Here is a 12,286-nt window from a genome sequence, read left to right on the forward strand (position 1 = left end):
AACTCAAGGCTATTTGAATGAATACCATTTGAAATTTAAATATTCTTCTTAACAACATTTTATGACAACTGAAGCATAGAAGATCTTTAAATTGAGGGGTTTTACTTATTTTTGTATTTGAAGAATTTTACTTTATGCTTAAACAACAATTAAATTTTAAATTATCTCAAAAACTATCTCCGCAACAGATTCAGTTGATGAAGTTGATACAGCTCCCTACGCAAGCTTTTGAACAAAGGTTGAAACAGGAAATGGAAGAGAACCCTGCGTTGGATAGTGGTAAGGATTCTGTTGATGAGTATGAAGATTCGTACAGTGAATCAAATGCAGATGATGATTATGGTAATGAAACCATCGAAACCGATATCAATGTTGATGAATATTTAAGCGACGATGAGATTCCTAATTACCGATTAAGCTCGAATAACTATAGTGCTGATGATGAAGAAAAAAATGTTCCTTACGCTTCAGGAACTACCTTTAATCAATATCTTTTAACCCAACTAAATACCTATCGCTTAACCGATGAAGAAACACAGATCGCTGAATTCTTAGTTGGTAGTATTGATGAGAGCGGCTACATACGCAGAGCATTACCTGATATCTTGGATGATTTAGCCTTTACCCAAAACATTTATACGTCTGAAGAAAAGATAGAAGAAATTCTACATATTGTACAGCAGCTCGACCCGGCCGGGGTTGGAGCTAGAGGATTGCAGGAGTGTTTAATTCTGCAATTAGAAAGAAAAGAGTTGACAATACCCATTAAACTGGCTATTGATATCTTAAAAAAATCTTTTGACCATTTTAGCAAAAAGCATTATGATAAATTGATTGCCAAATTTGACGTAAGCGAAGAACAGTTAAAAGAGGCTATAGAGGAGATCGAACATCTTAACCCTAAACCCGGTGGATCATACTCTGGTAACAACCGGATGGTGGAGCATGTAGTTCCTGATTTTACGATCAAAATCGTAGACGGTGAACTAGAGCTGACTTTAAATGGACGTAATGCTCCAGAGTTACATGTATCTCGCGAATATAATAATATGCTTCAGGGATACAAGGACAGCAAAGAGAAGTCCAAATCTCAAAAGGATGCAGTCATGTTTATTAAGCAGAAATTAGATTCTGCCAAATGGTTTATTGATGCTGTAAAACAACGACAACAAACCTTATTTGTTACCATGAGCGCTATCATGCACTATCAGAAAGAGTTCTTTTTAAGTGGTGACGAACGTAATTTAAAACCTATGATTCTCAAAGATATCGCCGATGAGATAGGGATGGATGTGAGTACAGTTTCTCGTGTTGCCAATAGTAAATATGTCGACACTCCCTACGGAACGAAATTAATTAAACAATACTTCTCAGAATCGATGACCAACGACCAAGGTGAGGAAGTATCCACCCGAGAGATCAAGAAGATTTTGGAAATCACTTTGAGCGAAGAAGATAAACGAAAACCGCTTACCGATGAAAAATTAGCTCAAATACTTAAAGAAAAAGGGTATCCGATCGCCAGAAGGACTGTTGCTAAGTACCGAGAGCAACTGGATATTCCAGTGGCCAGATTACGTAAAAAAATCTAATGAATTTCTTTAAAACCGTATCATATCTGTTTCATCCTATTGTAATGCCTATCACGGGTGCAATTATATATTTTATAGTGGCTCCGCGTTTTCTCCCTGAAGAAGTAATTCAATCTAAGATTTACGGATTATTTATCATCACAGTATTGATACCAATTGTATGCTATTTTCTGCTCAAAACTATAGGCGCGGTAACATCAATCAATCTAGACACTACAACACAAAGAAAAATACCTCTTGTTATTCAATCAGCGCTTTTCCTTTTGGTTCTTAGAACGATTGTGGACAGCTATAATTATCCGGAACTTTATTTCTTTTTTGTAGGCACTCTGTTTTCTGCGCTTTGTGCTTTTTTTATGGCCATGTTTAACGTCAAAGCCAGCCTGCATATGATAGGAGTCGCATCGGTAACCATGTTTTTAATAATTTTGAGTATTCATTTCGGTGTCAATCTAACTAACAGCATAGCCATAGCTTCTATCAGCACCGGGTTGGTAGCTACTTCACGACTTTTTTTAAAAGCACATAATCCTCTGGAGCTTACCTTAGGTATATTTATTGGTGTATTTCCACAAATACTTCTAGTGAATTTTTGGCTATAAAATATAAAACATTAACCCAATTTTTGCCACCTCTATTCCCACAGGTTCCTCTCCTATCCGGGCATTCTTGTCAAACAAACTGTTTAAACTATAATAAAAGTGAAAATTAAAGGTGTTCCACCCAAAGGTAAAGGTTGCCCCAGCTCTAAAACGATTAAGCTCATCAATTTTGGTTTGACTCACCGAATTATCAGTTTGCTGAAAGTTTGAATTAAAGTAAAACAAATACCCTAACCGCAAACCTGTATACACCCTGTAGAACTTGTGAGACTTGGCAGTAGAGGTACGCCATCTTAATTCTAAAGGACTTTCTATTAAATGTGTGGTAAATCGGTTGGAATCATAAGAAACATCATCCAACGAGGCAAAAATAGTTTTTTCATTTTCCTCCTCTTCTCCTATAAATAACGTTTGACTAAAAGAATTAACAGAGTATCCTAACCCCAAACCAACAGCCAAATTACGTCGTTTGTTTATAGGCATATCTCTTGTATAGCCCAAATGCAATCCTCCAGAAAAACCGGATTGACTCACTCCTTTGGGCCGATTAAAGAGTAAATTAAAAGTAAAACCAACATAGAACTGATCTTCGCGGTACAAGGAATCAATAACCCGTTCGTCATTAGGCAAACTCTCAATAGTTTGCTGTTGACCAAAGATACTTTCTGTTGTAAGTAAACAAATACCGATAAGAATAATACGTTTTATCATTAGTACGAAGATAGCTGCTTTCCTTTATAATTAAAAGGTTAGTGCCCTGTAATACTAAAAGAAATATCTGGCAACAAAACAGCCTACAGGGTATAAACCAAAAAATCCTGTTCTACGAATAAAACAGGATTTTCTTACTTATAAAAAAGTGTTACTTTAGATTATCCATTGCTGACCCAGTTCTGGTCGTATAGTTAATCTTTAATGCTTGTACTTCTCTCAATTCTTTTTTAATGTCACCTACGAGACCCATGTTGGTATCACCATCTACTTTTAGTGCAGTTGTCAAAAAAGGAATAAGCTCCTCTCTTTTAGCTGCTCTTTCAGCAAGAATAAATGGTTTGATCTCACTTACATCGGCAAACTTATCATTCAACTGAATTTTAGCTTGTGTACCTGCAGTCGATCTGTATCTTGCGCTAGGCTTACCAGCGTAAATATACATTACCAAATCTTTTTTATCCAACTTCTCTACCTGATCAGCGGTTGGCAGTCTATTCTCAATCAACAAGGTGTTTTCACGCATTGTTGTGGCCACCATAAAGAAGAACAATAACATAAATACAATATCTGGTAACGATGCTGTAGAAATAGCAGGTAATTCACCGCTCTTTTTCTTTTTAAATTTAGACATAGTTGTTTGTTTTTATGTTATTCAATTATTTCTTAGGCTCTGCTTCTGAAAGCTTTTCCGGATACAAAGCTTGAATAGTCTTAATCTGCTCTTTCAAATTTTCTTTGGAACCAGAATAGTTAACATCCTTCAAATCTTTTTCCATTTGGACAAAGCTCTTACCAAAACGACGTTGTGCTTCTCTGTTTCTTAACTCAGTATACGCCGCAACCAATTCATTTTGAACTGCAATATAGGTTGCATATGTAGTCTCACGGTTATTTCTTAGAGAGATAACTGCTTTATCCGGATTGTCGGATGAACTAGGGTCTTTAGCTCCCTGGCAATAACGACACGCATCATCTCCTTGTCCACCACCGTTATCTAGAAAGGCAATTGCTGCTTTACGCAAATCCTTCAATTCCATCGGTGTTTCCTCCACCAATAAATCATTATTTCTGTTCAACTCAACAACAAAAATGTTTTTCTCCTTCAACACAGGAGGCTCAACATCTTCTAATTGTGGAGGCGGGAGTTTTCGGCTAATACCGCTATCTGTTTCGATAGTCGTAGTAACCAAAAAGAATATAAGAAGTAAAAATGCAATGTCAGCCATTGATCCCGCATTTACCTCTGGTGCTGCTCTTTTTGCCATAATTTTTATTTACCTATTAATTTCTTTAATCCCGAGATCACCATTAAACCAACAGCTATTACAGCTAAAAAGTAAAAGGCATATAATCCCGTTCCTACCCATCTAGATCCATTCTCAGAAAGAACTTCACCATCTTTCAAAGGTGTTTCAATACCTTCAGCTAACACAAATCCTATACCGATTATTACTACAAAAGCTACAATGCCAATAGCAGTATTCTTAAGTCCAGCCGGATTTTTAGCTAGTGCCGTCAACACAGTAATTAATGTCGCGATAATAGCTATTACGAAGATAACCAATGTAAGACTGTAAAGCGGATTTACCGCTGCACCTGATACATCAAGAGGTAACTCACGAGCCTCAGACACACCATTGTCATTCATTAGGCTATCAATCGTGCTGTTCATAAGAAACCAAAGGATAATTCCCACAGCTCCAATTGCCAGAACAGCATATGATAATATTTTTGAAATTTTCATGTGACTATTTTTTTATGGGACACCAAAGGTGCCCCTTGATTCAGTGAAATAAGTAATGCTCCAGACACTCAAAACTAGTGTCTAATAGAGTGTACTACTTATCTTTTATTCTTATAAGCTACCAACATATCGATCAAAGTAATCGAAGCGTCTTCCATATCATTAACAATACTGTCAATTTTTGCTACGATGTAGTTATAAAAGATCTGAAGTATAATTGCAACAATAAGTCCAAATACTGTAGTCAAAAGTGCCACTTTAATACCACCTGCCACAAGAGAAGGTTGCATATCACCAGCTGCTTCAATTTTATCAAAGGCTTGAATCATACCGATTACCGTACCCATGAAACCAAGCATTGGTGCAAGTGCGATAAATAACGACACCCATGATACATTCTTTTCTAATTGTCCCATTTGAACACCACCGTAAGCAACAACAGCTTTTTCTGCTGCGTCAACGCTTTCGTCTGCTCTGTCTAAACCTTGATAATAGATAGATGCAACAGGACCTTTTGTATTTCTACAAACTTCCTTAGCCGCTTCTACACCACCATTGTTTAAAGCATCCTCAACATTTTGCTGAAGCTTCTTAGTGTTTGTAGTAGAAAGGTTTAAAAAGATAATTCTTTCAATTGCAATGGCAAGTCCAAGAATTAAACATAATAATACAATCCCCATAAACTCTGGTCCACCTTCAATAAAACGTTTTTTTAATTCCTGGTGGAAGGATAATTCTTCGGAAGTGTCTTCTGCCACTTCATCTTGTACTGTTGCAGTAGCTATAGGTGCAATAAATAATTGCATGTTTGTCGATAATAACTGAGCAGGAACAGTAGCCGCTTTTACATTAGCAAAACACATTACTGTAGCGATTGCCAGAATAGAGAATAATCTTTTCATTGCGCTGATTCTTAATTTTAATTAGTTAAAGGGTTAAAGATAAAAAAATAATATAAATTCTATTAAAATTTTGATAATAATGCAGAGAGGAAGGGATTCGAACCCTCGATACGCTTGTGACGTATACACACTTTCCAGGCGTGCGCCTTCGACCACTCGGCCACCTCTCTATGAAATTTTTCCCAAAATTTGGTTGGCAAATAACAAAAAAAAAGTTAGCTGATAAAATTTGAGGCGTTAATTTTCTGACATTTCCCCACGCAGAGAAGTTTCGAATATGGTTTTAAGGACTTTAGCCGGAATTTCCTCTCCTAGCAAATACATCAATTTTGCTACTGCAGCCTCCGTAGTGCAATCATTACCCGATATCACACCTGCTTTTTGGAGTGCAACACTTGTGCTATATTTACCCATTTCGACAGATCCACCGGCACATTGCGTGACATTTACCACGGGAACACCCCGCTTAATTGTTTCAGAAATTAAATCTATAAACCATTCTTTAGTCGTGGTATTTCCAGAACCGTAGGTTTCTAGAATAATTCCTTCTATTGCTTTTGAAGCGAAAATTTCACTCAAAATCGACGATTTTATCCCCGGAAACATCTTTATAATAAGCACATTATTGTTAAAATGTGTGTGGTATTGTAATTTCTTACGTCGATTTGCTGCCCGAAGAACAGAATAATTCACCTTTAAATGCACTCCTGATTCTACTAAAGCAGGGTAATTATAAGATTTAAAAGCTTCAAAATGCTCTGCATTAATTTTAGTCGTTCTGTTTGCTCTTAATAATTTGTACTCAAAATATAACCCAACCTCGGTTATAACCGGTTTCGATTTTTCCTGCAAAGCAGCGATCTGAACAGCGGTAATCAAATTCTCTTTGGCATCTGTTCGCAAGTCCCCGATTGGAAGCTGTGATCCTGTAAAAATTATTGGTTTTGCCAGGTTTTCAAACATAAAGCTAATAGCCGAAGCTGTATACGACATCGTATCACTACCATGTAAAACTACAAATCCATCATAGGCTTCATAATTGTGATAAATTAAATCTCCCAGAACCTTCCACTGTTCAACGTCCATATCAGAAGAGTCAATGGGTTCTTTAAAGCTAAGAGTTTCTATTTTACATTCCAGCTGCCTGAGCTCCGGTATTTTTGATAAAAGTTCATCAAAATTAAAGGACACCAACGCTCCTGTCTCAAAATCCTTTATCATACCTATAGTACCGCCCGTATAGATAAGCAGTATTGTTGGTGTAGTTATCATATCTATCTTATTATACTTCCTTATTTAACTTTCCAAGCAATTTTATATTCCAAATATTTCTTTAGAATTGAGTGTGGTTTGCTTCGCAATCTCTTTTATTGATAACTGATAAATATCAGATAAACGATCGGCTACCTCCACCAGGTAAGAACTCTCATTTCGTTTACCTCGATAAGGAACAGGTGCAAGATAAGGTGCGTCTGTCTCCAATACCAGATGTTTTAGATCAATTTGATTAAGGAATTTATCGATTTTTCCGTTTTTGAAGGTAACCACACCTCCGATTCCCAGCTTTAGATTAAGATCAATTGCTTGCTTGGCATGTTCCAGTGTTCCTGTAAAGCAATGAAAAATCCCTCTCAGCGCTTCAGATTTTTCTTCTTCCAAAATTTCAAATACTTCATCAAAGGCATCACGACAATGAATTACTATCGGTAACCCAAACTCCTTGGCCATTCGAATCTGTTCTCTAAACCCTTCTTGCTGTTGTTTCAAAAATGAGGTATCCCAATATAAATCAATCCCAATTTCGCCTACAGCATAAAACTTAGCGCCCTCATCGCTCCCATTACGAGACATTAAAGCCTTTTTAACCTGAGCTAGTTCATCTAAATAATTTTCTTTTACATGTGTAGGATGAAGTCCTGCCATCAAAAAAACATGTTCAGGAAAACGCTTCTCGATAGCAAACATTGCTTCGGTATACGTAGAATCAATGGCAGGTACAAAAAATCGCTGAACGCCACGATCTATAGCACGCTGCATCATTTCTATCTGATCCTCTTCAAAAGACTCGCTATATATATGTGTATGTGTATCTGTTAAAACCATGCGGTAAAATTAATTAATTTACTTGCCAGAGCAGCAGATTTCATCTAAATATTAATTAAATCGATCCTTGCCAAAAGTAATAATCTTATTTTTACTAAAATTCTACAACAATTCATGACTACGTTACGGAAATTCTTAGTTAACCAGGGGTATACCAAAATTAAACTTACACTAACCAAAACTAATCACTTTGAAGCAAAGGCTATTTTGAACACGGTGGAAGGAAACTTCATAATTGACACTGGCGCTTCTAATTCGTGCGTCGGTTTTGAAGCATCAGAAAAATTTGATTTATTCACGCAAGAAAGTGAAATTAAAGCTGCCGGAGCCGGAGCTAATGATATGCTTACACAATTATCGAATAACAACACACTCAATTTAGGTAAATGGAACACCCGCAAAGTGTCTTTGGTACTTTTTGACCTGTCCCATGTAAATCAGGCTCTAGTGACACACAATGCCGATCCCGTGGATGGGATTATTGGTGCAGATATTCTTAAAAAAGGAAAGGCCATTATAGATTATGCGAACAAGGCCCTGTATCTTAAATAAACCAACTACATACCTGTCCTAATGGCCTCTACAGGATCCAGACGTGAAGCGGAGATGGCCGGCAGAATACCGGATATTAATCCGATAATTGAGGATACCAAGGTACCTAACGCTATATTCCAAGGCGATAATATAAATTCAAAATCTCCCGTAAATTGTGACGCGGCTAAGGAGATAAGATATACCAGAAATAGTCCGATTAATCCACCTATCAATGAAAGAATTACCGCTTCAAACAAAAACTGAAACAAAATAAATTTATTTTTTGCGCCCAGTGATTTTTGAATTCCAATAAGGTTTGTTCGTTCTTTAACACTCACAAACATAATATTTGCAATACCAAATCCCCCAACAAGTAAGGAAAAACCACTAATCATCAAACCGATTATATTCATTTGTCCTGTAATATTATCGATAAAGTCTGTAAATCCTTGTAATTGATTAACAAAAAAATTATCAATTTCATCGGTTTTTATTCCCCGAAACGCACGTAGTCTTTGCGTTACACTCGCCACAAATTCTGCCACGTCAGTGCCGGACTCCGGTTTAATAATTATTGCGGGAAATGTAAATTTATTGTTATTCCCATAAATTCGTCGCACCATATTTACAGGAACAATTGCGGCTGTATCTTTTGAATTACCAAAAAGCCCTGCTCCTTCCTTTTTTAGAACGCCTAGAATGGTAAATTTTCTTCCGTACAAACGCACCTTCTTACCAATAGGATTCGTATCACCGAATAATTGCTTTGCGATTTCATCTCCCACTACCATAACAGGTGATCCTGCCATGGATTCTTGCTCGTTATAAAAACGACCGTCAACAACCTGCAATTCCTCAATATTATAATAATCGTGAGAGACCGGCACTATTTCTACGTTGCTTATACTCTTGTCTTGATGTTTAATCGTTTCCGGTCCTACATTCAGCACAAAGCTTGCAGCTTTTAAATCTGGAAGGTTGCGATTCAAATATTGATATTCCTCATACGTAACATCAGGAAATTGCTCTCTTTTCCATTGTGGAATATTAGAAGGCCCAAATGAAAAACGCATAAGATAAATCGTACTATTGTCTAAAGAACTAATACTACCTTTAATTTCTTTTTCCAGAGAATCCACTGCAGCTAAAACGCCAATTATCGAGAAGATTCCGATAGTAACCCCTAACAGTGACAAAAACGTACGCAATTTATTATTAGTAAGTGCACTTACCGCAAAATTAAAGCTCTCTTTTAAAATTCTTAAATAAATCAGCATAATCCGCGTTTTAGCAATCAATTATCAACACATACATGATAGGACGTTGAAGATAAAGTTTTGTTACAATCTCTACAAACAAATCCCTGTATGAGATTGTTAATATGAGAACTAAATTGCTATTTTTGCGTTTTTACTAACTAAATGTACTCATGAGCAACACAACACTTGCAAAATCAGCATTAATTTCTGTCTTTAGTAAAGACGGACTCGCTCCAATTGTCAAAAAACTAGACGAACTTGGTGTGACTATTTATTCTACCGGAGGGACTGAAAAATTTATTAAAGATCTTGGTATACCTGTGGTTCCTGTAGAAGATGTAACCTCCTACCCTTCTATTCTGGGCGGAAGAGTAAAAACGTTGCATCCAAAAGTTTTTGGTGGTATTTTAAATCGTCAAGACAATAGCAGTGATGTGGCAGAATTAGAGCAATATGAAATTCCGCAAATCGACATTGTAATAGTTGACTTGTATCCATTTGAAAAAACAGTAGCCTCAGGAGCATCAGAACAAGATATTATTGAAAAAATAGATATTGGTGGTATTTCTCTTATTAGAGCTGCTGCTAAAAATTTTAAAGATGTTACCTGTGTTTCATCCATGAATGACTATAAAGAGTTTTTGGATATTTTAAACGAAGGAAATGGTAAAATTTCACTTACTGAACGAAAACGCTTTGCAGCTAAAGCATTCAATGTTTCGTCTCATTATGACACCGCTATCTTTAATTATTTTAATACAACTGAAGAAATAGCTTCCCTTAAGTTAAGTGAGTCTGAAGGAAAAACACTTCGTTATGGTGAAAACCCACATCAAAAAGGAACTTTCTTTGGCGATTTTGACGCAATGTTTGAAAAGTTACACGGGAAAGAGTTGTCCTACAACAATCTTTTGGACGTAGATGCAGCTGTGAATCTTATGAGCGAATTCAAAGGAGAAGCCCCAACCTTTGCTATTTTAAAACATAATAATGCTTGTGGTCTTGCGCAACGCAACACTATTTTTCAAGCCTATACCGATGCCTTAGCCGGGGATCCTGTATCAGCATTTGGTGGCATACTGATATCAAATACCGAAATTGATCGTGATACGGCAGAAGAAATTCATAAACTATTTTGCGAAGTTGTAATTGCACCTTCTTACAGCAAAGATGCGGTCTCAATTTTACAAGGTAAAAAGAATAGAATTCTATTAATTCAAAAAGACATTAAACTTCCAGAAAATCAGGTGCGAACCTGTCTTAATGGATTTCTGTTACAAGACAAAGATCTTAAAACAGATACTGTTGAAGATCTCAAAACCGCTACCAAAATAACTCCAACCGCCAACCAAACTGATGACCTGTTATTTGCCTCAAAAATTTGTAAGCACACAAAATCAAACACTATTGTTTTTACTAAAAACAAACAATTATTGGCAAGCGGAACTGGACAAACATCTCGTGTAGATGCGTTAAAGCAAGCTATTGAGAAAGCTACTTCTTTCAATTTTGATCTTAATGGGGCGGTTATGGCCAGCGATGCCTTCTTTCCGTTTCCTGATTGTGTTGAAATTGCAGATCACGCAGGGATAAAAGCAGTCATTCAACCCGGAGGTTCCATCAAAGATCAATTAAGTATTGATTACTGTGATGAGAATGGAATTGCGATGGTTATGACAGGAACGCGTCATTTTAAACATTAATTTTAGTACATTTACTCCAACTCTAACCCTTTTTAATACAGTATATGGGATTTTTTGACTTCTTCACCGAAGAAATAGCTATAGATTTAGGTACCGCAAACACCCTTATCATACATAATGATAAAGTTGTTGTAGATAGTCCATCTATAGTCGCCCGGGATATCATGTCGGGTAAAATAATTGCCGCTGGTAAGCAAGCCGCGATGATGCAAGGTAAAACCCACGAAAACATAAAAACTATACGCCCTTTGAAGGATGGTGTGATAGCAGATTTTGATGCTAGTGAAAAAATGATAAGTATGTTTATCAGGGATATTCCGGCATTGAAGAAAAAGCTGTTTACTCCTGCATTGCGGTTAGTTATTTGTATTCCTTCGGGAATTACGGAAGTGGAAATGCGCGCCGTAAAAGAAAGTGCAGAACGTGTAAATGGTAAAGAAGTATACTTGATCCACGAACCTATGGCTGCTGCTATTGGTATTGGTGTAGATATTATGCAACCCAAAGGAAATATGATTGTTGATATCGGTGGGGGTACTACTGAAATTGCAGTTATAGCACTTGGTGGAATTGTGTGCGACAAATCTGTCAAAATTGCGGGAGATGTTTTTACCAATGACATCATTTACTACATGCGTACCCAACACAATCTTTATGTAGGAGAGCGCACTGCTGAAAAGATTAAAATTCAGATTGGTGCTGCTACCGAAGATTTAGAAATTCCGCCAGAAGAAATGAATGTTCAGGGTCGTGATTTACTTACTGGTAAACCGAAACAGGTGCAAATATCTTATAGAGAAATCGCAAAAGCTTTAGACAAATCTATCTTACGTATTGAAGATGCTGTCATGGAAACCTTATCGCAAACACCACCAGAGCTTGCGGCAGATATTTATAATACCGGAATTTATCTAGCGGGTGGAGGTTCGATGCTAAGAGGTTTGGATAAAAGGTTATCTCAAAAAACAGATCTCCCTGTATATATTGCAGAAGATCCGTTAAGAGCCGTTGTACGAGGAACAGGAATAGCGCTTAAAAATTTAATCAAATTTAAAAGTGTATTAATAAAATAAAAAAAGTAAATATATACCTTATTGTAAATTCTATCGTTATCCTGCTTCATTATGCAGGAT

13 protein-coding genes and 1 tRNA gene are annotated in these 12,286 nt (G+C 36.7%); 5 read left to right on the forward strand and 9 right to left on the reverse strand.

Annotated features, from left to right (window positions below):
- Nucleotides 1–134: 134 nt before the first annotated feature.
- On the forward strand, nucleotides 135–1,592 hold the full coding sequence (rpoN, locus tag BD809_RS04075) for an RNA polymerase factor sigma-54 (protein WP_148781670.1): 1,458 nt from the start codon (nucleotides 135–137) through the stop codon (nucleotides 1,590–1,592).
- Nucleotides 1,592–2,194 (forward strand): hypothetical protein, encoded by a 603-nt coding sequence (locus BD809_RS04080; RefSeq protein WP_148781671.1) that lies wholly within the window; start codon nucleotides 1,592–1,594, stop codon nucleotides 2,192–2,194. Before rpoN ends, BD809_RS04080 begins: the two co-directional genes overlap by 1 nt.
- On the opposite strand, the gene BD809_RS04085 is transcribed toward BD809_RS04080, so the two are convergent.
- The 8 genes from BD809_RS04085 to BD809_RS04120 all read right to left on the reverse strand — a co-directional run bounded on the left by BD809_RS04085 (nucleotide 2,189) and on the right by BD809_RS04120 (nucleotide 7,657).
- Nucleotides 2,189–2,905 carry a porin family protein gene (locus BD809_RS04085; protein ID WP_148781672.1) on the reverse strand — a complete coding sequence of 239 codons (717 nt, stop codon included), beginning with the start codon at nucleotides 2,903–2,905 and terminating at the stop codon, nucleotides 2,189–2,191. The two genes, BD809_RS04080 and BD809_RS04085, sit on opposite strands and share 6 nt — an antisense overlap.
- 151 nt (nucleotides 2,906–3,056) lie before the next feature.
- A complete protein-coding gene (locus BD809_RS04090) occupies nucleotides 3,057–3,539 on the reverse strand; it encodes an ExbD/TolR family protein (RefSeq protein WP_148781673.1) in 483 nt (160 codons plus the stop codon).
- A 25-nt stretch (nucleotides 3,540–3,564) separates the two neighbouring features.
- Entirely contained in the window at nucleotides 3,565–4,173 is a 609-nt protein-coding gene (locus BD809_RS04095) for an ExbD/TolR family protein (protein WP_148781674.1), read from the reverse strand.
- Nucleotides 4,174–4,178: 5 nt separating this feature from the next.
- On the reverse strand, nucleotides 4,179–4,652 hold the full coding sequence (locus BD809_RS04100) for a hypothetical protein (protein WP_148781675.1): 474 nt from the start codon (nucleotides 4,650–4,652) through the stop codon (nucleotides 4,179–4,181).
- A 98-nt stretch (nucleotides 4,653–4,750) separates the two neighbouring features.
- A complete protein-coding gene (locus BD809_RS04105) occupies nucleotides 4,751–5,554 on the reverse strand; it encodes a MotA/TolQ/ExbB proton channel family protein (protein ID WP_148781676.1) in 804 nt (267 codons plus the stop codon).
- Between the two features lie 82 nt (nucleotides 5,555–5,636).
- A tRNA-Ser gene (locus BD809_RS04110) sits at nucleotides 5,637–5,724 on the reverse strand.
- 67 nt (nucleotides 5,725–5,791) lie between these two features.
- The gene (locus BD809_RS04115) at nucleotides 5,792–6,826 is read right to left on the reverse strand and encodes an asparaginase (protein WP_148781677.1); all 1,035 of its coding nucleotides are present in this window, start codon (nucleotides 6,824–6,826) and stop codon (nucleotides 5,792–5,794) included.
- Nucleotides 6,827–6,868: 42 nt separating this feature from the next.
- A complete protein-coding gene (locus tag BD809_RS04120) occupies nucleotides 6,869–7,657 on the reverse strand; it encodes a TatD family hydrolase (RefSeq protein WP_148781678.1) in 789 nt (262 codons plus the stop codon).
- Between the two features lie 114 nt (nucleotides 7,658–7,771).
- Between BD809_RS04120 and BD809_RS04125 the strand changes: the two genes are divergently transcribed.
- Nucleotides 7,772–8,209 (forward strand): retropepsin-like aspartic protease, encoded by a 438-nt coding sequence (locus BD809_RS04125; RefSeq protein ID WP_148781679.1) that lies wholly within the window; start codon nucleotides 7,772–7,774, stop codon nucleotides 8,207–8,209.
- 5 nt (nucleotides 8,210–8,214) lie between these two features.
- Here the strand turns inward: BD809_RS04125 and BD809_RS04130 are convergent, their stop codons facing one another.
- Nucleotides 8,215–9,468 (reverse strand): ABC transporter permease, encoded by a 1,254-nt coding sequence (locus BD809_RS04130; protein ID WP_148781680.1) that lies wholly within the window; start codon nucleotides 9,466–9,468, stop codon nucleotides 8,215–8,217.
- A gap of 152 nt (nucleotides 9,469–9,620) precedes the next feature.
- Between BD809_RS04130 and purH the strand changes: the two genes are divergently transcribed.
- Together purH and BD809_RS04140 are read left to right on the forward strand one after the other, a co-directional pair.
- Nucleotides 9,621–11,153: a bifunctional phosphoribosylaminoimidazolecarboxamide formyltransferase/IMP cyclohydrolase gene (purH, locus tag BD809_RS04135; protein ID WP_148781681.1), complete on the forward strand. Its 1,533-nt coding sequence runs from the start codon at nucleotides 9,621–9,623 to the stop codon at nucleotides 11,151–11,153.
- A gap of 44 nt (nucleotides 11,154–11,197) precedes the next feature.
- Nucleotides 11,198–12,226: a rod shape-determining protein gene (locus BD809_RS04140; RefSeq protein WP_148781682.1), complete on the forward strand. Its 1,029-nt coding sequence runs from the start codon at nucleotides 11,198–11,200 to the stop codon at nucleotides 12,224–12,226.
- The last annotated feature ends 60 nt before the right edge of the window (nucleotides 12,227–12,286 follow it).

Source organism: Aquimarina intermedia, from assembly GCF_008124785.1.
GTDB classification, from domain to species: Bacteria; Bacteroidota; Bacteroidia; order Flavobacteriales; family Flavobacteriaceae; genus Aquimarina; species Aquimarina intermedia.